17 protein-coding genes are annotated in these 20,434 nt (G+C 64.1%); 8 read left to right on the top strand and 9 right to left on the bottom strand.

All coding sequences use genetic code 11. The features are described from left to right. The first annotated feature begins 11 nt into the window (after nucleotides 1-11). Both M2341_RS02620 and M2341_RS02615 read left to right on the top strand, forming a co-directional pair. Nucleotides 12-1,169 (top strand): 12-oxophytodienoate reductase, encoded by a 1,158-nt coding sequence (locus tag M2341_RS02620; RefSeq protein ID WP_264584110.1) that lies wholly within the window; start codon nucleotides 12-14, stop codon nucleotides 1,167-1,169. 48 nt (nucleotides 1,170-1,217) lie between these two features. After that, entirely contained in the window at nucleotides 1,218-2,663 is a 1,446-nt protein-coding gene (locus M2341_RS02615) for a spinster family MFS transporter (protein WP_264584109.1), read from the top strand. Here M2341_RS02615 and M2341_RS02610 read toward each other — a convergent pair. From M2341_RS02610 to M2341_RS02595, 4 genes are read right to left on the bottom strand one after another with little or no spacing between them, the layout of a single operon-like run. Further along, nucleotides 2,648-5,896: an efflux RND transporter permease subunit gene (locus M2341_RS02610; protein WP_264584108.1), complete on the bottom strand. Its 3,249-nt coding sequence runs from the start codon at nucleotides 5,894-5,896 to the stop codon at nucleotides 2,648-2,650. The genes M2341_RS02615 and M2341_RS02610 overlap by 16 nt on opposite strands. Nucleotides 5,897-5,899: 3 nt before the next feature. Then, entirely contained in the window at nucleotides 5,900-7,042 is a 1,143-nt protein-coding gene (locus tag M2341_RS02605; protein WP_264584107.1) for an efflux RND transporter periplasmic adaptor subunit, read from the bottom strand. Next, complete coding sequence (locus M2341_RS02600) at nucleotides 7,039-8,313, bottom strand: TolC family protein (protein ID WP_264584106.1); 1,275 nt, start codon at nucleotides 8,311-8,313, stop codon at nucleotides 7,039-7,041. Before M2341_RS02600 ends, M2341_RS02605 begins: the two co-directional genes overlap by 4 nt. Nucleotides 8,314-8,370: 57 nt before the next feature. Continuing rightward, nucleotides 8,371-8,700 carry a hypothetical protein gene (locus tag M2341_RS02595; RefSeq protein WP_264584105.1) on the bottom strand — a complete coding sequence of 110 codons (330 nt, stop codon included), beginning with the start codon at nucleotides 8,698-8,700 and terminating at the stop codon, nucleotides 8,371-8,373. A 313-nt stretch (nucleotides 8,701-9,013) separates the two neighbouring features. On the opposite strand from M2341_RS02595, the gene M2341_RS02590 reads away from it, so the two are divergent. Both M2341_RS02590 and M2341_RS02585 read left to right on the top strand, forming a co-directional pair. Further along, entirely contained in the window at nucleotides 9,014-11,062 is a 2,049-nt protein-coding gene (locus M2341_RS02590; protein ID WP_264584104.1) for a carbon starvation CstA family protein, read from the top strand. Beyond that, entirely contained in the window at nucleotides 11,059-11,244 is a 186-nt protein-coding gene (locus M2341_RS02585; protein ID WP_264571337.1) for a YbdD/YjiX family protein, read from the top strand. Before M2341_RS02590 ends, M2341_RS02585 begins: the two co-directional genes overlap by 4 nt. A 1-nt stretch (nucleotide 11,245) precedes the next feature. Here the strand turns inward: M2341_RS02585 and M2341_RS02580 are convergent, their stop codons facing one another. Beyond that, on the bottom strand, nucleotides 11,246-11,455 hold the full coding sequence (locus tag M2341_RS02580) for a hypothetical protein (RefSeq protein ID WP_264584103.1): 210 nt from the start codon (nucleotides 11,453-11,455) through the stop codon (nucleotides 11,246-11,248). 184 nt (nucleotides 11,456-11,639) lie between these two features. On the opposite strand from M2341_RS02580, the gene M2341_RS02575 reads away from it, so the two are divergent. Continuing rightward, complete coding sequence (locus tag M2341_RS02575) at nucleotides 11,640-14,204, top strand: EAL domain-containing protein (protein ID WP_264584102.1); 2,565 nt, start codon at nucleotides 11,640-11,642, stop codon at nucleotides 14,202-14,204. Between the two features lie 175 nt (nucleotides 14,205-14,379). Here M2341_RS02575 and M2341_RS02570 read toward each other — a convergent pair whose 3' ends face one another. From M2341_RS02570 to M2341_RS02560, 3 genes are all read right to left on the bottom strand, one after another. Next, nucleotides 14,380-14,730, bottom strand: coding sequence for a DUF2200 domain-containing protein (locus tag M2341_RS02570; protein WP_181560683.1), 351 nt, complete (start codon nucleotides 14,728-14,730; stop codon nucleotides 14,380-14,382). A gap of 114 nt (nucleotides 14,731-14,844) precedes the next feature. Further along, nucleotides 14,845-16,026, bottom strand: coding sequence for an MFS transporter (locus tag M2341_RS02565; protein ID WP_264584101.1), 1,182 nt, complete (start codon nucleotides 16,024-16,026; stop codon nucleotides 14,845-14,847). 14 nt (nucleotides 16,027-16,040) lie between these two features. Then, nucleotides 16,041-17,075, bottom strand: a complete 1,035-nt coding sequence (locus M2341_RS02560) for an aldo/keto reductase (RefSeq protein ID WP_264584100.1) — start codon at nucleotides 17,073-17,075, stop codon at nucleotides 16,041-16,043. A gap of 87 nt (nucleotides 17,076-17,162) precedes the next feature. Here M2341_RS02560 and M2341_RS02555 point away from each other — a divergent pair, with 87 nt between their 5' ends. Further along, nucleotides 17,163-18,068 (top strand): LysR family transcriptional regulator, encoded by a 906-nt coding sequence (locus M2341_RS02555; RefSeq protein ID WP_264584099.1) that lies wholly within the window; start codon nucleotides 17,163-17,165, stop codon nucleotides 18,066-18,068. Between the two features lie 158 nt (nucleotides 18,069-18,226). Beyond that, nucleotides 18,227-18,460, top strand: a complete 234-nt coding sequence (locus tag M2341_RS02550) for a hypothetical protein (protein WP_181560687.1) — start codon at nucleotides 18,227-18,229, stop codon at nucleotides 18,458-18,460. 23 nt (nucleotides 18,461-18,483) lie between these two features. On the opposite strand, the gene M2341_RS02545 is transcribed toward M2341_RS02550, so the two are convergent. Further along, nucleotides 18,484-19,491 (bottom strand): alcohol dehydrogenase catalytic domain-containing protein, encoded by a 1,008-nt coding sequence (locus M2341_RS02545; RefSeq protein ID WP_264584098.1) that lies wholly within the window; start codon nucleotides 19,489-19,491, stop codon nucleotides 18,484-18,486. 172 nt (nucleotides 19,492-19,663) lie between these two features. Here M2341_RS02545 and M2341_RS02540 point away from each other — a divergent pair, with 172 nt between their 5' ends. Continuing rightward, complete coding sequence (locus M2341_RS02540; protein WP_264584097.1) at nucleotides 19,664-20,287, top strand: class I SAM-dependent methyltransferase; 624 nt, start codon at nucleotides 19,664-19,666, stop codon at nucleotides 20,285-20,287. Nucleotides 20,288-20,434: the final 147 nt, after the last annotated feature.

Raw genomic sequence — 20,434 nt, 5'->3', positions numbered from 1 at the left:
GGCGCAACCGCATGACGGATCAGTCCTCCCTCCTATTCGACCAGTTCACTTTGAAAGGGCGGCAACTCGCCAATCGCTTCGTCCTCCCCGGCATGCAACGCGGATGGAGCGTCGACGGCGCGCCGACCGATACGCTCACCGATTACTACGTGCGGCGCGTGAAGGGTGGCGCGGGCCTCATCATCACGGAGTCGGTCGCGGTCGATCACCCCAGCGCGACACGGTCGGCTGTTTTCAGCCGGTTGGACGAAGGCACGTTCGAGGCCTGGCGACAGTGCGTTGGGGCAGTGCGCGCTGCAGGCGGGCACATTCTCCTGCAACTCTGGCATGAGGGCGCAGTGCGCAAGGATGAGGATCTGGGAGACGGGGTGGTCGTCACGCCGACACTCAGCCCATCCGGATTGATGGCGGCGGACCGACCGCGTGGTCGGGCGGCGACGCTTGAGGACCTGGAGGAAATCAAACAGGCCTTCGTTCGCTCCGCGCTTCTCGCGCAAAAGGCCGGGGCAGACGGCATAGAACTGCACGGCGCGCACGGCTATTTTCTCGATCAGTTTTTGTGGGAGCAAACCAACCGCCGCTCGGATCGCTATGGTGGCCGGTCGCTGCCCGAGCGGGCGCGCTATCCTGGCGAAATTGCGCGAAGCGTACGTGCAGCCTGCGGGGAAGATTTCATCATTTCCTTTCGCTTTTCCCAGTGGAAGGAGATCGATCTCAAGGCGCGGATCGCCGAGACGCCAGAGGAGCTGGCGCTATTCGTCTCGCTGCTGCGGGACTCAGGGGTCGATATTCTCCACGTGTCGACGCGACGTTTCTGGGAGGCCGCCTGGCCGGAGAGCGACAAGACGCTGGCCGCGTGGGTCAGGCAACTGAGCGGACTCCCGGTCATCGCCGTGGGCAGCGTCGGCCTGAGCACGGACATCATGGAAACGGCTCAAGGCCTGGAATCGCACTCCGATGCACAGGCGAGCATCGCTCTTCTCGACCAGGGTCTGCAGCGGGGCGACTTCGACCTCGTCGCTGTCGGGCGCGGGCAGATTAGCGATCCCGAATGGGTCAACAAGGTGCGGGAGCAGCGTTATGGTGACATCATCGCCTTTTCCCGCAAAGCGCTTGGTAAGCTCGACGGGGAAACGGACCATATGGAGGGCGTGCCCCCAAAGGCCTGAGCGACACATCGGTATGGCAGATATCAGGATAAGAGTTGGGACGAGGCAATGAGCTCTGGCAGGCCAGCCGAATTAGCGGTGGATGAGGCGGTCGATCTGAAGGGGGCGACCAGCCGCCCGGATGCCACGCGTGCCTCATGGATCGCGCTCTCCATCCTGCTGCTCGTCTATCTGCTCAACAATCTCGATCGGTTCATCCTCTCGATCCTCGCCCAGCCGATCAAGGAAGAGTTGCGCCTCGCGGACTGGCAGCTTGGCCTGCTCACCGGCTTTGCCTTCAGTCTCCTGTATGTCGTCGTCGGATTTCCGATGGCGCGCCTGTCCGACCGGGGAAACCGGACGTTGATCCTGTCCCTCTGCGTGGCCTTCTGGTCGATCATGACCGCGCTGTGCGGGCTGGCGACAAGTTTCGTGCAGCTTTGCCTGTTCAGAGCCGGTGTCGGTGTCGGTGAAGCGGCTTGCCTGCCCGCTTCACACTCGTTGATCAGTGACCTCTTTCCGCCGGAGGCGCGAACGCGCGCGATGTCGATCTTCGGGCTGGGCCTGCCGCTGGGCGGGTTTGCCGGCGTCGTGATCGGTGGCTTCGTCATGGACCATTGGGGATGGCGCAGCGCGATGCTGGTCGTGGGTCTGCCCGGCCTGCTGTTAGCCCTGCTGACCTGGATGGTTATCAAGGAGCCCGAGCGGGGCTGTTTTGAGCGGGCATCCGCACGGACGTTGCCCAGCGCCGGGTCCCTGATCGAAGTTGCGATGACGTTATGGAAATCGCCCATTGCCCGGAATGTGATCATTGCTCTGACGGCTGCGGGCCTGGTGGGCGCGCCCAATGTCACCTTCATGGGCCCCTACATGATCCGCCGCTTCGACCTGGGCTACACGGAACTGGGCGTGATCATCGCGCTGACCTTCATGCTCGGATCGGCCATATCGACGCTGGGAGGCGGGCTCATCGTCCATTGGGCATCCCGCTTTGACGACCGCTGGATCATGTGGGTGCCTGCCATCGGCGTTGCGCTCAGCGCGCCATTATATGTCGCGGCTTATGCGCAAAGCAGCTGGCAGGGCCTCGCGGCGATCCTGTTTCTCGCATCCGTCGTCAACTCGACCTATCTCGCGCCTTCCTACGCCATGCTGCACAGCACGGTCGGGCCAAACGGACGTGCGACCGCATCGGTCATCGCGAGCTTCTGCCTCAGTCTGATCGCGATGGGTTTTGGTCCGCTGCTTGCCGGCATGGGGATCGATCTGCTGGCGGCTCATCTCTTCAGCGCCCTTGAGCAAGGTGGTTTTTCGAGCGCGTGCCCCGGCGGCGCGGCCGCCGCCGGGAGCGCCCCGGAAGTGGCCAGCGCATGCCGCTCCGCGACATCCCAGGCCACGCAATGGGTGATCATGGGATGCCTCGCAGCGATGGTATGGCCCGCCTGGCATTTCTTCCTTGCGGCGCGTCACATGACCATTCGGACCACCTCAAATGCGCATCATTCGCGCGTCTGACTAACCGGCTTTGACAAGAGCGGGTGACGCTTGTCCGAGGTCGCCGGATGACTGCGCCGCCCGACAGCGCGTTGTCCAAAGCGGGCATAGAGTGTCGGAAGAACGAACAGCGTCAGCAGCGTTGCGGATATCAGGCCGCCGATCACCACGGTAGCCAGCGGCTTCTGGACCTCGGCTCCGGAGCCGCTGGCAAACGCCATGGGCACAAAGCCCAGGCTTGCGACCAGCGCAGTCATGGCGACGGGCCGCAAGCGTTGGATCGCGCCTGTTCGTGCCGCCTCGGCGCGGCTCATGCCCTTGCCGATCAGATCCTGAATGGAGCTGACCATGACCAGCCCGTTCAACACCGCAATCCCCGACAGGGCGATGAACCCCACCGCCGCCGAGATCGAGAAGTCCATCCCGCGCAGGGACAGCAGCAATACGCCGCCGACGAGCGCGAAGGGCACGCCGGTGAAAACGATCGCCGCGTCCCGAACATTGCCGAGCGCACCGTAGAGCAGCAACAGGATGATGACGAAGCAGCCCGGCACGACAAGTTTCAGCCGCTCGCTTGCCGAAGCGAGATTCTCGAACTGCCCGCCCCATTCGAGATAACTGCCCGCAGGCAAGCGCACCTCGTTCGCAATCGCTGCCTGAGCGTCTGCAACAACACTTCCGACATCGCGGCCGCGGACGTTGGCCTGGACAACGACGCGGCGTTTGCCGTTCTCGCGGCTGATCTGGTTTGGCCCGTCGACCACCGCAATCGTCGCCACGCTCGACAGCGGAACATAGGCGCCCCCAGCGACCGGCACCTGGATTTGGGCCAGCGCGCCGAGGTCGGCACGTTGGGCCTCGGAAAGGCGGATGACCACCGGGAAGCTCCGATCGCCCTCGAAGATCATGCCTGACGTCCGCCCGCCGATCGTGGCGGTGATGGTATCCTGCACGTCCTGCGCCGTCACGCCGAGCCGCGCCATCGCATCGCGGTTGACGCGGATGTCGAGCATCGGCAGACCGGTGGTCTGCTCGACCTTCACGTCGGTCGCGCCTTCCGTCCTCCGCAGAACCGAAGCGATCTGCTCGGCCACCCGGTTCATCGATGCGAAATCGTCACCGAAAACCTTGACCGCGACATCGCCGCGGACGCCGGCAATCAGCTCGTTAAAGCGCATCTGGATCGGCTGAGTGATCTCATAGGCGTTTCCGGGGATCTTCCCCAACTCGCCTTCCAGACGCTCCACGAGTTCTGCCTTGGTCAGGCGCGGATCGGGCCACTCATCCCGTGGCTTGAGGATCACGAACATGTCCGTTGCATTGGGCGGCATCGGGTCGGATGCCAGTTCCGCCGTGCCTGTCTTGGAGAAGACGAACTTCACCTCCTTTTGACGCGACATCATCTGCTCGAGCGGCACCTGCATCGCCTGGCTTTGCTGGACCGATGTCGCCGGGATGCGCAGGGCTTGGATCAGGATGTCGCCTTCATCGAGCTGCGGCAGGAACACCTGCCCCAGCGAGAGGAACGCCGCCGACGCGATCGCAAGGCTTCCAAGCGCCGCGCCGATGGTGAACGAAGGCATCTTCATCGCCCGATCGAGGCCCGGTTCGTACCGCGCCTTCAACCAGGAGATGATCCGGCCATCCTTTTCCTCAACCTTCTTGGAAAGCCAGATCGCGATCATCGCTGGCACGAAGGTCAACGACAGGATGAAGGCGAAGGCGAGCGCGATGATGACCGTGAGCGCCATCGGCACGAAGGTCTTGCCTTCCACCCCGGTGAGCGTGAGCAGCGGCACATAGACCAGAATGATGATCGCCTGACCGTAGACAGAGGGACGGATCATTTCGCGCGCGGCGCTCGCAACATTGCCGAGCCGTTCCTGCACCGTGAGCAGGCGCGCCTCATGATGCTGCTGTTCGGCGATACGCCTGAGCGCATTCTCAACGATGATGACGGCGCCATCGACGATAAGGCCAAAGTCGAGCGCGCCAAGGCTCATCAGATTGGCTGAGACGCCGACGCGCAGCATTCCGAAGCCGGTCAGCACCATCGTGATCGGGATGACCAGCGCCGCGATCAGGGCCGCCCGGAAGTTGCCGAGCAGCAGGAACAGGACGACGATGACCAGAAGCGCGCCTTCGCTGAGATTCTTTGCGACCGTCTTGATCGTCGAGTTCACGAGGACCGTCCGATCCAGCACCGGCTGAATGACGACGTCGGGGGGCAGGGATGCGTTGATCTCCTGCAGCCTGTCGGCAACCGCGGTCGCCACGGTGCGACTGTTTTCACCGATCCGCATGATCGCCGTGCCAACCACCACTTCGGTGCCGTTCTCCGAGGCTGATCCCATCCGAACCGCCTGTCCGGTCTGCACCGTGGCGACCTGATCAAGCGTGATCGGCACGCCTTCGCGGGTGGCGATGACTGTCCGCGCCAATTCCGCTTCGTTGCGGATCAGCGCGTCCGATATGACCGCGAGACCTTCGCCCCCGCGATTGACGAACCCGCCCCCGACGCTGGAGTTGTTGCGCTCGAGCGCCGTGCCGAGCTCGGTCAGGGTTAGCCCCATTGATGCCAGTTTCTGGACATTGGGCACGACGAGATATTGTTTGGCGTGGCCGCCGATCGAATCGATCCCGGCGACGCCGGGCACGTTCTTGAGGAGCGGTGTGACGATCCAGTCCTGCGTGGTGCGCAGATAGGTGGCCTTATCGGCCTCGCTCATCAGCCGTTGCCCTTCGGGCGTGATGTAGCTGCCGTCTGGCTGCTGGCCAGGCTCGCCGGGCCGATGCTTGTCGTCCGCCCGATGGTCGAGCCGAACGGTCCACATATAGACCTCGCCAAGCCCCGTCGCGATCGGCCCCATTTCAGGGCTGACGCCGCTGGGCAGGCTCTCTTTCACGCTTTCAAGGCGTTCGCCGACCTGCTGACGCGCGAAGTAGATGTCGGTTGCGTCGGTGAACACGGCCGTGACCTGGGCAAAGCCATTGCGGCTCAGCGAGCGGGTGTACTCAAGACCCGGAATACCGGCGAGCGCCGTTTCGATCGGAAACGACACCTGCTTCTCGACCAGTTCAGGCGAGAGCGCGGGCGCACGGACGTTGATCTGCACCTGATTGTTGGTGATGTCCGGCACGGCGTCGATCGGCAGGCGAGACAAGGAATAGGCGCCGATAACGGCGGCAACGGCGGTGAGAGCGAGGACAAGCCAGCGCTGCTCCACCGCCCATGTGACGATGCGGGCGATCATGGTTCAGTCCTCGTGGCTTGCTTCGCCCTTGCCGAGTTCGGCCTTGAGCGTGAAACTTCCGGTGGTGGCGATCCGCTCACGGCCTGAAAGCCCGGAGCGGACGAGCACGGTGTCGCCGGCGGGATCGCCAAGCTGCACCGGCGTGACCCTGAAGCCTGTCGCCGTCCGCGCGAACACGACCGTTTTCCCCTCGACCGTTTGCACGGCCGTCAAGGGCACGCGTACAGAGGCGGGACCGTCGCCACCGCCAGCCAGTTGCACCGACGCGGTAACCGCCTCGCCAACGCGCCAGACGCCGCCGCCATTGTCGAGCGATGCGATCGCCGGCACCAGTTTCGTCTGTGGATCGAGCGCTGGCGACACGAAGCTGATCTGCCCGATCGCCGAGCGTCCTGCTGCGGTGACCGTCACGGGCGCCCCAGGTCGGACGCGGCCCGCATCCTCGGGCTTGAGGCTGAGCGTTAGCGACACCTTCGACAGATTGGCGACCCGGAACAGCTCGGCGTCAGCCGCAACTGTTTGACCGAGCACGACCGGTCTCGCGATCACCTGGCCCGAGAGGGGGGCAACGATGCCGAGGCGATTGAGCCCGCCCCCACCGCCACCAGTTGCCGAAACCTGGCTTTGCGCCTGGGTGAGTGCGATCCGCGCCTCGGTTGCCGCGGTTCGCGCCGCGATCAGATCCTGCTCAGGTGAAACGCGCTGAGAGAACAGCCGTTGCTCGCGCGCGCGATTGGAATTGGCGAGGGCAAGTCGTGCCCGGGCCGCCTCGACCTCCCCCTTGAGCTGCGCCGCCTCGCGGCTCTCGATCACCGCAAGCGTCTGCCCGCGGGAAACGCTTTCGCCGAGATTGCGGTTAAGCGCGACGACACGACCCGCGATCGCCGCCGAGACGACCTGTGTCGCCTGCGGATCGCCATCGATCGTCGCGGGCAGTTCGATCGTGCCGGCGCCGCCGATCAACGGAACGGCAACCTGCACGCCTGCCGCCGCGATCTGTTCGACCGAGAGCGTGATGACGCCTTCATCCGCATGGCCGGCTTCCTTGGGCTGCTCGGGCGCGGTCTCGTTTGTCGAAGCGCCGTCACCGCAGGCAGCCAATATGAGCGCGAGCGACAATGCGCCCGCAAGCTGGATTTTCTTCATGACTGGTTTCCCCCTTGAGGCGCGGGAGCGGTCAGCCGCTCCAGCCGCGCACGGGCATTGTGATAATTGGCGAGGGCATCGATCGCAGCGACGCGGGTGTCCGCGAGCGTGCGCTCGGCGTCGAGCAAGTCGAGCTGGCTGAACTTGCCCTCGCGATAGCCGATCCGTGCGATACGGGCCGCCTCCTGCGCGGCCGCGAGCGCCGGACCGGCGGCCGCGCGTGCGGTCGTTTCGGCATTGGCTGCTTCAGCTTGCGCTTCGGCAATCGCCTGATCGACATCGAGTGCCGTCATGCGCCGCCGCGCCTCAGCCCTTGTGCGCTCGGCACTAGCCTGCGCCACCGCCGCCCGCCCGTTGTTGAACAGCGGGATTGCAATCGAGATGGCGAAAGCCGCGGCGGTGTCGTTGGTCGCTTCCAGACGCCGGAGCGCCGGACCGATATTGAGGTCGGGCACACGATTGGCGCGCGCCAGACGGATGCCGGCATCGGCGACGGCAAGATCGGCGTCGGCTGCCGCAAAGGTGAGCGTGCCGGACGCTGACGGCGCGATCGTCGGGCCATAGGATGCTGTCGGAATTTGGTCCAGCAGCCCGATGTCCAGCGCACCATCAATCGAACCGCCAAGCCGTCGTGCGAGGTTCAGCCGGGCGACATCCGCAAGCCGGGCCGCGCGTTCCAGGCTCGCCGCCGCGTTGATTCTGGCGAGATCCGCACGCTGCTCTTCAAGCGGTGAAGCACGGCCGGCTTGCACGCGCACCCGTGCCGCTTGCAGGGCATCCTTCGCGATCCTGAGCTGGTCTCGGGCGGTTGCGAGCCGTCTTTCCCCCGCGATCGCCTCGACGTAAAGCGACGTGACCTGAAGGCGAACATCGGCCGCGACGACTGCTGCCTCCAATTCCGCACGTGAAAGTTGCGCGGTGGCGACAGCAACGCGCGCGTTGCGCTTGCCGCCGAGTTCGATGGGCAATGTCACGCCCATCGTTGTCTCCGCGCTCTGGAGCCCCCTATACAGTCCGGTGCCGACGACATTCTCGACCTGCGCCTGCGCCACCGGGTTGGGACGCAGGCCCGCAACCATTTGGTTAGCGCGCGCGGCTTCGATTGCGGCTTTGGCAGCGTCGGTTGACGGTGCTGCGCCGCCCGCCGCGGCTATGGCCTGTTCAAGCGTGAGTATCGACGCCGCAGCATCGGCCGATACGCGCCCCTGTTGCGCCTGCGCCGCCGAGGTACAGGACGCTGCGGCGAGCATCGCCGCGAGCAATTTCTTCATGAGTCATTCTTCCTGACAGCTGATCGTCAGGCCGGCATGCGCCGGCCGGCGAAACCGTCAGGCTTGGGGCGGCCTTGGCAAGACGCCGCCGCGGCCATCCGGCAGCGGCGCGCGCAAATGGCGCCGCTCGGGATCGTCCGTCACCAGGCTCGCCTGTGACCCGACGATCGTTGCAGGCGTTCCAACATGATGTCCGTGACATGGATTATGATGGTGCGGCAGTCCATTATCGCTGTCCGCGGGCACCTCGTCGCCATCACCCGGTGCGTGAACCGCAAGTTCGGCGCCAAGCACGCTCCCGCCCACCGCTTCAGCAGCGTGCGCCATGCCCGCGAAGCCGGAAAGCACCAGCATCAGGCAGGCGAGCAAAGGGAGAAGCTTGCGCATCATCCGTCCCTTATCACTCCGCCGCCACGACGTAACCGGTGTTTTTTGAAATAAGCTCCTTATCCGTAAGGATGATTTGCGCGCCGCCGGAGGTGGCGAGAGCGATACCCCGTTATCGAGATGGGCAGCAGGCATACCGTGCTCGCCGACGTGAGCAGCGGCGGAGGTTTTCGCATCACGCGCCAGGCTTTACGCGGTCACCCTCGCGCAAGCTTGCGGGATCGGCTTGGAAAGCGTGCATGTCACGCTTACGACAGCTCATGGTGGCAACGGGGCATTGCGGCGAATCCAGGATGGAATGTTAGGGGCGGACATGGTGAAGCATATTTTCTGGATCATCCTCGCGATCATCGGCGCCGTCTGTCTCGGCATCGTCGCCACGGCACGCGGCGAGGCAGTCAATGCGCTCTGGATTGTGATCGCCGCGGTCAGTATCTTCCTCGTCGCCTATCGTTATTATGCGCTCTACATCGCCCGGCACGTCATGCGGCTCGATCCTGCTCGCGCCACGCCCGCCCAGTATCGGGGCGACGGGCTGGATTATGTCCCCACGGATCGCCGCGTCCTCTTTGGCCATCATTTTGCGGCCATTGCCGGCGCCGGCCCGCTGGTCGGCCCGGTGCTCGCGGCGCAGATGGGCTATCTGCCCGGCACGCTTTGGATCATCTTCGGCGTCGTGCTGGCCGGCGCGGTCCAGGATTTCATGGTGCTGTTCATCTCGATGCGGCGCGACGGAAAATCGCTCGGTGAACTGGTCCGCATGGAGATGGGGCCGGTCGCCGGCACGATCGCGCTGGCTGGCGCCTTTCTGATCATGGTCATCATCCTCGCGGTGCTCGCCCTCATCGTCGTGCGCGCACTGGCGGAGAGCCCCTGGGGCATGTTCACCGTCGCCGCCACGATCCCCCTCGCCCTCCTGATGGGCATCTACACACGCTGGATCCGCCCGGGCCGCATTGGCGAGGTTTCGCTGCTCGGCTTCGTAGGGCTGATGCTCGCCATCCTGTACGGGCAATCGGTCGCCGCTTCCCCCGTCTGGGGGCCGATCTTCACCTTCACGCCCACGCAGCTCTGCTGGATCCTCATCGGCTATGGCGCCGTCGCCTCCATCCTGCCGGTGTGGCTGCTGCTGGCGCCGCGCGATTATCTGTCGACCTTCCTCAAGATCGGCGCGATCGCGGCGCTGGCGATCGGCATCGTCGTCATGGCCCCGCCGCTGCGGATGCCGGCGCTGACCCAGTTCGTCGGCGGGGGCGGTCCGGTCTGGTCGGGTGGCCTCTTCCCCTTCCTGTTCATCACTATCGCCTGCGGCGCCGTCTCGGGCTTCCATGCGCTCATCTCCAGCGGCACGACGCCCAAGCTCATCGCGGCCGAAACCGATGCGCCCTTCATCGGCTATGGCGCGATGCTGATGGAAGCGTTCGTGGCGATCATGGCGCTGGTGGGCGCCTCGATCCTCGATCCCGGCATCTATTTCGCGATGAACAGTCCGGCCGCAATCACCGGCGGCGATCCCGTGAGCGCAGCGGCCGCAGTCACCGCCATGGGCTTCCCCGTGTCAGCCGACACATTGGCCCAGACCGCCCGCGATGTCGGTGAGCACAGCATCGTCTCGCGAACCGGTGGCGCGCCGACCCTCGCCGTCGCCATGGCCGAGATTTTCAGCCATGTCGTCGGCGGGCCAGCGATGAAGGCCTTCTGGTATCATTTCGCCATCCTGTTCGAGGCGCTGTTCATCCTGACGGCCGTCGATGCAGGAACCCGCGCCGGCCGCTTCATGCTGCAGGATTTGATCGGCCTTGCCGTCCCCTCATTCCGCGCGGGCAACGCCCTGCTGCCGGGGGTGATCGCGACGGGTCTTTGTGTGGCGAGCTGGGGCTTCTTCCTCTATCAGGGCGTCACGGATCCGCTGGGCGGCGTGAACACGCTCTGGCCGGTGTTCGGCATCTCCAACCAGATGCTCGCGGCCGTCGCGCTGATGCTTTCCACCGTGGTCCTGTTCCGCATGAAGCAGCACCGGTTCGCCTGGGTGACCGTGGTGCCCACCCTCTGGCTGCTGGTCTGCACGCTGAGCGCCGGCGCGCTCAAGCTCCTGTCGAGCGATCCGGCCGTCGGCTTCCTCGCGCATGCCCGGCGCTTCTCGGACGCCGCCGCGCGGGGCGAAGTTCTGGCCCCGGCAAAATCCATGGCGGAGATGAATGCTATCATCTTCAATGATCGGATCGATGCCGGCCTTTGCGCGCTGTTCGTCGCCGTCGTGCTCTCGCTGCTCTTCTTCACCATCCGGACCTGTCTGGCGAGCCTGCGCGATCCCGAGCCGACGGCGCATGAAGCCCCGGCCCAGATGGTGCCGGCGGAATGAGCGGCCTGTGGCACCGGCTGCGCGCCACCGCGCGCCTGATGGTCGGGCAACCGCCTTATGAGGCCTATCTGGCCCATATGGCGCGTCACCATCCGCAGGCCAAACCGATGACGCGGACCGAGTTTTTCCGTAACCGTGAGCAGGCGCGCTATGGGGGCGCTGGCGGAGGCAAGTGCTGCTAGGTTATTCGGCGCCTATCTCGGAACCAAAACCTGCATCCCGCATCTGCTTTTCGTCGCGCTCGGCCTTTCGCTGGCCATCCTCAATATAATCGCGCTCGCGACCTTGTGGCTTATCGGTGTTCGGGGCGACCGAGGGGTTGGACGGCTCGGGCCGGCCGTCCGGCATGGACCGATCCCGTTCCGGCTTTTGTCGAGGGTTGTGTTCTTCCATGTGTCTTCTCCGTTTCTGCTTTGGAAACGGAGGCCGCAGGAGCCAGTTCCGCGCGCGCGTTCAACGGTGCGGCTTTCTCCATCGCTCTTGCCGTGACTGGCTGCGATCACGCCCGCCACCTTCGTCAGTCGGCTCGACAACTGTAATTTACGACTCTGTAAACCCATTTCGCCATACCAGTTCGATGGACCGCTCCCACACGCCACCTCCCGCTTTCAGCGAGGTTGACCGACTGTCTGCTCTCCACACACTGGAGATTCTCGATACCCCGCCCGAGCGCGACTTTGACGAGATTACCCGGCTGGCTGCCGCCGCGCTGGGTGTTGCGAGCTCCGCGATCAGCCTCATCGACGAAGAGAGGCAATGGTTCAAATCGCGGCACGGTATCCCATTTTCTGAAACACCCCGGAACATCGCTTTCTGCACTCACGCCGTCGCTTCGCGCGGCCTCCTCGTGGTTCCCGATGCTACGCAGGATGATCGGTTCAGCTCTAACCCGCTCGTAACGCAGGAGAGCGGAATACGCTTTTATGCCGGCATCCCCCTGATCGTGAATTCGGGGCACTGTCTCGGCACTTTATGTGTGTTCGATCCCACCGCTCGTGATGGGCTGACCGCGCCGCAGGAAGCTGTGCTCCGGGATTTAGCCAAGCTTGCGACCGACCTGATCGAGTCCCGACGCTTCCGGAACATGGGAGAGATCGCCGCGAGGGTGGTTGACGCGACTTCGGACGCGGTGCTCGCGGCCGATCGCCACGGAACGATTGTCTACTGGAATCCGGCCGCCGAACGCATGTTTGGTCATGCGCGCGACGAGGCTCTCGGCAGGAATGTCGAGATCATTATCCCGCAGCGCCTTGCAGAAGGTCATCGGGACATTTTCGCGCGGGCCGCCGCGGGCGGTGCCACCAGAATTGTTGGAACGTTCGTTGAGCTCGTAGGCGGGCGGGCAGATGGCAGCGAGTTCCCGGTAGAACTGTCCTTAGCCCGATGGGGCGCAGGACCGCCGGAGGGCGGCTTCGCAGCAATCATTCGAGACATCAGCGCGCGCAAGGTTTTGGAACGGGAGCGCGAGCAGACCCAGGCGTTTCTGGATACAGTCGTGACGAACCTGCCTGCGATGCTGTTCGTGAAGGACACGCAAACACGCCAATATCTGATGATCAATCGCGCCGGTGAGGTTGCTATCGGTCGTCCCGCCCGCGACATCATCGGACAAACCGACAAGGATCTTTTTCCCGATTATGGGGAAGATTACGAGCGACGCGACAATGAGTCGATCGCGTCGCCTTCGGCCACGATCTTCGAAAGCGAGTTTGTCCGCGAAGATGGCGAGTCTGTCCATTTGCGGACGACCCGCACCCTGATCGACGGTCCGGACCGGCCGGGGCAATATCTCCTTGGTATATCTGAAGACGTGACCGCAACGCGACTGGCGGAGGCGGAAGTTCTCCGCCTGGCACATTATGACGCCCTCACCGGACTGCTCAATCGGGCGAGCTTCACCGACAAACTTCACCGTCTCGTCCGGGCAGGCGAGCCTTTTGCGATGCTCAGCATCGATCTTGACCGGTTCAAGGCGGTCAACGACCAGTTCGGGCACCCGGTAGGCGACGTGGTTCTCTCACAGGTCGGTGACAGGCTCCGGAGCGCGGTTCCCGCCCAAGGGTGGGTGGCGCGTATCGGCGGAGACGAATTCATCGCCGTCCTTACCGGCACGCGATTGCGCGAACGTGCCGACGACGTCGCTTCGGCTGTTCTGATGAGTATCTGCAAGCCGTTCCTGACCGATCGTGTGGTCGCACATGTCGGCGCCTCCATCGGCATTGTGCTCATGCCTGAAGATGGTCTGACAACCGAGCAGCTTCGGGAGAATGTCGATCTGGCGCTTTACCGCGCGAAGCAGATGGGAAGGGGCAAAGCCTGCTTCTTCAATGCCGAGATGGACGCCGCAGCGCAGGATCGCCGGAAGCTGGAGACCGAATTACGCGAAGCCATTGAGAAAGACAGGATCGAACTCGCCTATCAACCCGTCCTCTCCGCAAACTCCGGCCAGATCACCAGTGCCGAAGCGCTGGCACGCTGGACACATCCCGAGCGCGGGCCGATCCGCCCTGACATCTTCATATCCCTCGCGGAGGAATGTGGGTTGATCGATCGCTTGGGCGAACAACTGCTGCGCCGCGCTTGTCGTGACGCGCAAGACTGGCCCGAACATGTGCGTGTCGCCATCAACCTTTCCCCCATGCAGTTTATTTCGGGGCGGCTTGTCGAAACAGTGCGGCGCGCCATGGATGATTCCCGCATTCGTGCCGACCGCGTCCAGCTCGAAGTCACAGAAGGCCTCGTCATCCGGGACGTTGAACGAACCTTCAAGCAGCTGGAGGAGCTGCGCGCACTCGGTATTCAAATCCTGATCGACGATTTTGGAGTGGGATACTCTTCCCTCAGCTATTTTCAGCGCTTCACATTCGACAAGGTCAAGATCGATAAGTCATTCGTGGATGAGATCGCCACGTCCCGCGCGGCAAAGGCAATCGTGCAGGCGGTGGTTGGCCTTGGCCGTGCGCTGGACATGGGCATCGTGGCGGAGGGCATCGAGACTGAAGAACAAGTGCGTCTCCTGATTGAAAGCGGTTGTACGCACCTGCAGGGCTATTTATTGAGCAAGCCAGTCGGTGCGCGCACATTGCGCCAGATGCTGGCGCACAGTCCCGATTTGGAGACCAAAGCTTTCAGAATGGCGTAACTTCTCTCTCCGATCGCGGTCGGCGTCCGTGCGGGCCACCTATTGTGGCGAGAGTTCTTACGCCCGGCGCTCGATCCAGCTCGGACTAACGCTTGCCTCGTGAGATGGTTGGCTTCTGTCAGGCGAAGTGCGACTATATCGGCGCGCTGCTGGCTAAGCCGCAGTCGCGATAGTGTTATCCGCGCAGGATCTTTTCCATCCCCCTGCCCTTCGCGAGTTCGTCGATCAGTTTATCGAGATAGCGGATTTCGCGCATGGTGCCTTCCTCGATCGTCTCGACGCGCACCCCGCAGACAACGCCGGTGATCAGGGAACGCGCGGGATTCATGCAGGGGGCGGTTGCAAAGAAGTCCTCGAATGAGGTGCCGGCGGCCAGCACGCTATCGAGGGACTCTTGGCTGTGTCCCGTCAGCCAGCGCAAGATCTCGTCCACCTCTTCCTTTGTGCGCCCCTTCTTGGCTGCCTTGGCGACATAGAGGGGGTAGACGCTCGCGACACTGACTGAATAGATACGATGCCCTGCCATCGGCCGCTCCATCACATGATCGTCCTCGAAGCATGAATAGAGGACCGGCGATAAGCAAGTGCTCTGCCGGAATGACCGTTCCGTGGCAGAGAGGTGGTTGCGTCTCAACACCGTTCAAGCATCGCAAATTTTCGGTTCCTGGCGTTGAGAGGCCTGCGATGTCCAGACCGCGGCCACGACGGCGATCAGGCCGATGACTGCGGCGCCGGCCCCTGCCAGGGCGACAGCGCGATAGCCAAGTCCCGCGGCGATGACAGCGCCACCGATGGCGGCGCCGATCGCGTTGCCGAGATTGAAGGCGCCGATATTGACGGCCGACGCCAGATTGGGCGCATCCGCTGCGGCAGCCATCACCCGCACCTGAAGCGGCGGAACGAGCGCGAAACTTGCAACGCCCCAGAGAAAGATCAGGACCGCGGTTGGCGCGTCGAACGGCATCAGGACCGCGAACGCAACCAGCACCAGCGCCAGCCCGGCGAGCGTCACCATCAATGTGCGATCGACCGAGCGATCCGCGAAGATGCCGCCCAGCCAGTTGCCCACCGTGAGCCCGACGCCATAGGTCACCAGCATCGCCGTCACGAAGCCGAGCGACGCATGCGTTTCTGCACGCAGGATGGGCGCGATATAGGTGAATACGGTGAACATGGCGCTCGATCCGATCACGGTCAGCGCCAAGGCGGCGAGCACCGGGCCGCGCTTCAGCACGCGCAACTCGGCAACGGCATTGCCGCCTTGGGGTGCAGGCAAGATCGGCAGGGTCAGCCGCAGCGCGGCGATGGTGGCGACGCCCAGTCCGGCGATCCCCCAGAACGACATCCGCCAACCCAGATGCTCGCCCGCCCAGGTCGCGAGCGGGACGCCGACGACATTGGCGATGGTCAGCCCCATGAACATTGCCGCGACCGCGCCAGCCTTGCGCTCTGGCGGAACCAGGCCCGCGGCCACGATCGCCCCGACACCGAAGAACGCGCCGTGGTTGAGCGCGGTGACGAGCCGCGCCGCCAGCAGCATCCCGTATCCGGTCGAGATCGCAGCCAACAGGTTGCCGAGCGTGAAGATGCCGGCGAGCGCAATGAGCAGCGTGCGGCGCGGCACCCGGCCAGTGGTCAGGGTCATCAAAGGCGCACCCAACATCACGCCAAACGCATAGGCGCTGATGAGCAGGCCGGCGGTCGGGATCGACACGCCAAGATCGCCGGCGATGACCGGGAGCAGACCCATGGGTGCGAACTCGGTCACGCCGATGCCGAACGCACCGATCGCCAGTGCGATGATGCCGGGATTCAGTTTCAAAGGATTCACTCCCGTCAGACCATGGGGGGATTGAGCAGGGCAAAGCCGTCCTGCTGGCGGTAGGGCGTATGCGGATAGGGCGGCATGACGGCGCTGGCCGCATCCAGCGCGGCAATCTGTTCCGGCGTCAGAGCCCACCCGACCGCGCCCAGATTTTCACGCAACTGGGCCTCATTCCGGGCGCCGATGATGACGGAGGACACGGTCGGCCGCCCGAGCAGCCAATTGATCGCGACCTGCGGTACTGATCTGCCGGTTTCGGCTGCAACCGCCTCCAGCACGTTGATCACGCGATAGAGATGGTCCTCCGCAACCGGCGGCGCGAATTGCTCTGTCTCATTCAGGCGACTGCCCGGAGGGATCGGCCGGCCGCGCCCGATCTTCCCGGTCAGCCGTCCCCAGCCGAGCGGGCTCCACACCAGCGCGCCGATGCCCTGATCGGCGGCGAGCGGCATCAGATCCCACTCATAGGCGCGCCCGATCAACGAATAATAGACCTGATGGGCGACGAGGCGCGGCCAGCCATGGCGATCCGCCGCGGCCTGCGCCTTCATCACCTGCCAGCCAGGATAGTTGGAGACACCGGCATAGCGCAGCTTGCCCGCCGCAATCAGCATATCGAGCGTGCCCATGACCTCTTGCGCCGGGGTGGACGCATCGAGCGCATGGAGTTGCAGCAAGTCGATATAATCCGTGTCCAGGCGCCGCAACGCATCCTCCACCGCGCGGATCAGCCGTGCCCGTGAGGCGCCCCAATCCTGCGGCCCTTCGCCCATCGGCAGGCCGGTCTTGGTGGAGATCATCACGGCATCGCGCCGCCCCTTGATTGCAGACCCCAGCACCTCTTCCGACGCGCCGTTCGAATAGACGTCGGCGGTGTCGAACAGGGTCACGCCCGCATCGAGACAGATATCGACCAGCCGCCGCGCTTCGGCAGCGTCGCTCTGTCCCCAGGCGCTGAACAACGGCCCCTTGCCGCCGAACGTCCCGGCGCCGAAACTCAGGGCCGACACGCGCAAACCCAAGCGCCCTAGTTGCCGATAATCCATGCTCGATCCTTCGATTGCGAGTTCCACTCATAAATGGACCGCAGCGCCCCACTGTTGTAGTGCGCATTCGAGCCAAGGATCTTTGCTATGGACGCAAAAGTTATTGAGAGTGGCGATCGTGCGCGTGCCATGGAGATATTCGTCGCGGCGATCGATCGGGGCAGTTTTTCCGCCGCCGGCCGCGCGGTGGGTTTGACACCCTCGGCGGTGAGCCGCGCGGTCGACAGGATCGAAGCGCGACTGGGCGTCAGGCTCCTGCTCCGCTCGACCCGGGCGCTGACCCCGACGGCGGAAGGCCTCGCCTATCTCCAGGCCGCACGGCGCATCCTTGCCGATCTCGACGATAGCGAGCAGCAGATCGCCGATCAGGGCCTGCCGCGCGGACGCCTGCGGATCAGCGCAGCGCTGTCGCACGGGCGGTTGTGCGTGGTGCCGCTGCTCGGCCGCTTCGCGCAGGCTTATCCCCATATTCTGGTCGACATCGCGCTGACTGATGCGCTGGTCGATGTCGCGGCGGGGCAGGCCGATGTTGCGATCCGCTTCGGTCCGCTCGCCGACAGCGGCCTGACTGCGCGCAGGCTGGGTGAAAGCCGCCGCGTCATCATCGCCTCACCCGATTATCTGGCAGGGGCCGGGACCCCGCGCGTGCCGGAGGATCTGCATGGCCACAATTGCCTGAACTTCAACTTTCGCCGCAGTGAGCCAGTCTGGCCCTTCATGCGCGACGGGGAGGCGTTCTCCCTGGCGATGAAGGGGAGCATTGAAGCCAATAATGGCGAAACGCTCGGCCAACTCGCCGCACAGGGCGTCGGCATCGCGCGGGTTGGCGCCTTCAGCGTCGCGCAGGAGATCGCCAACGGCACGCTTGTGCCGCTGCTGGAGGATTATAACCCCGGTGACGTCGAGCAGATCAATGCGGTGTTCGTCGGCGGCGCCAATCTTCCGGCCCGCGTGCGCGTCTTTGTCGACTTTCTGATCGAGCACATGCGTTAGGTTGCACCTGTCGCCGTCGTGGCCGAGACGACCGCCGTGCTCGCGCTCATGGCCCGGGAGGCTGGTCGCCGAATGGCGCCCATGACGCGGGACAGCGCCGCGGATCAGGCGCTCACTCCTCCCTTGCGCGGGCCGCGCCGCAAGAGATAGGCAGCGCCATGACCCAATCTCAGCTGGCCGATATTCTCATCGCACGACTGGTCCGTGACCATGGCGGCACTCGCCAACGCTGGCGCAAGGTCGTCGGTCCGATCCGGATTTACGATCTCAGGACCCATCCCCATTGCAACTGGATGGTCGATGCGACCGGTTCGACCTCCGATATCGCAAAGGTCGAGAGCCTGCTCGATGAACTGCGCCAGAACCACCCCATCCTCACGGCTGACCGTTGACGCTGGGTTAGGGCGCCGAGGGCCTAGACGTCCGGCGCGATCAGCACCTTGCACTGCTCGCCGCGCTGTTTGAGCGCCTCGAAGATGGTGGGCGTATCGGCGAGCGCAATGGTGCTGGTGACCATCAGCCGGGGCGCGATGGCGCCCTGTTCCAGCGCGGCAAGGGCGGCCTCATATTCCTGCACAGTGAAGAAGGCTGAGGTAACGAGGCGCACTTCCTTGCCCAGCATGGCGAAGGAATTGAACGTGTCCGGCTTGGTGCACAGGCCCAGCAGCAGGATCGTGCCGCGCGGACGCACCTGGTCCACGGCTTGCGCGATCAGGCCGGGCACACCCACGCATTCGAAGACGATGTCGGCCATGCCGCCTAGACCCTGCACGGCACTTTCGACCGGGTTCTGCGGGTCCACCACGAACACGTCCGCGCCCATATCGTGCGCGCGCTGCTGCTGCGCGGTGGAGATATCCTGCACGGCCACCTTGGCGGCCCCGAGCCGCTTGGCCCAGAAGGCCACCGCAAGCCCGATCGGCCCAGCGCCCAGAACCAGCACTTTGTCACCGGTTTTCAGGCCCGAGAGGTTCACGCCGTGCAAGGCCACGGCCAGCGGCTCGATAATCGCGCCATCCGCCAGCGTCAGCCCCGCAGGCAGGGGCACGCACTGGTTCGGGCGGGTGACGGCGTAATCGGCATAGCCGCCGCCCTGCAGCCCGAATGATGCGCACCACTGCACTTCGCCCTTACGGCAATGTTCGCAGTCGCCGCAGCTTTTGAGCGGGATGACCGAGACGAGCTCGCCGACCTTGCGCCCCTGCGTGTTCCGACCTAGCGCCACCACTTCGCCGGCGAACTCATGGCCCAGCACATCGCCATGCTTGCATCCATAAGCGGCATCCTGCGTCATATGCAGATCACTGCCGCAAATGCCGCAGCGCCCGACCTGGACCACCAGTTCACCCTCGCCCGGCGTCGGATCAGGAACATCCTCGAACGCCAGCGGCGTGTGGAGCGCCTGGAAGATAACGGCTTTCACAAATATGCCCTTTCGTCTCTCGCCGAGGCCCGTGCCCGAGGGGGACATCTCTATCTTATCCGCCTCAATGCTGACACGGCCTAACCGACTGCTCGTATCCAATTAAACGCTAAGCCCGGAACGGACAGCGCTCGATCACATTGTTCTTGAAGATTTCGGGAGGATATATGCCATGGCGAGCACGTCGCAGGGCGGGAATGGTGGCTCACCGCATTGGACGACATTCCTCAAGGAGTTCGCCAAGGCGCCCCTTTCCGTGGGATCGCCCATTGCCACCTCGACGGGCACCATCGAGCGTCAGCTGGAAGGGGTCGACTGGGCCAAAACGCGCCTGTTCGTTGAATATGGCCCCGGCACAGGTGAATTTACCCGCTATATTCTTGCGCACCTCCCACGCGACGCTCAGCTGGTCGCGATCGAAAGCGAGGACGGGCTTGCCGACCATCTTCGCCAGACGATCGATGATCCTCGCTTTACGGTACATACTGGTTCAGCCCTCAAAGCTCAGACTATCCTCGGGCACGACGTGGTCGGACGGGTAGACTATATTCTCTCTGGGCTCCCCTTCTCCGCGTTGGAGAAGTCCGACAGGGCAAGAATTGTGGAGGATGCCGCGCACCTTCTGACCGAAGACGGTGAGTTCCTCGCTTATCAGGTGCGTCGGGCGATCGAACCGTCACTCCGCAAAGTCTTCACACGAGTGAAACGACGCCGGCGTTGGCTCAACATGCCGCCTTATCATCTCTATTGGTGTCGAGAGCCGAAGCGATCTCGCCCTTCGAACCGGGTGGATTGATCCGGCGTCGCTCCCCACCACAATTGTTGGATCTCAGCGTGAGGGCGCTCGGGTCTGGCTGTGCAATGGCCAAGGCCGCAGCATCTATCTCACTGAAGTCCCCTGTCCTATCGCCCCGCAGCGGGCCATCAGATACTCCATGATCGC

The organism is Sphingobium sp. B7D2B, from assembly GCF_025961895.1.
Taxonomy (GTDB): domain Bacteria; phylum Pseudomonadota; class Alphaproteobacteria; order Sphingomonadales; family Sphingomonadaceae; genus Sphingobium.
The sequence above is the reverse complement of the archived record's forward strand: the minus strand, read 5'-3'. Positions and strand labels throughout refer to the sequence as shown.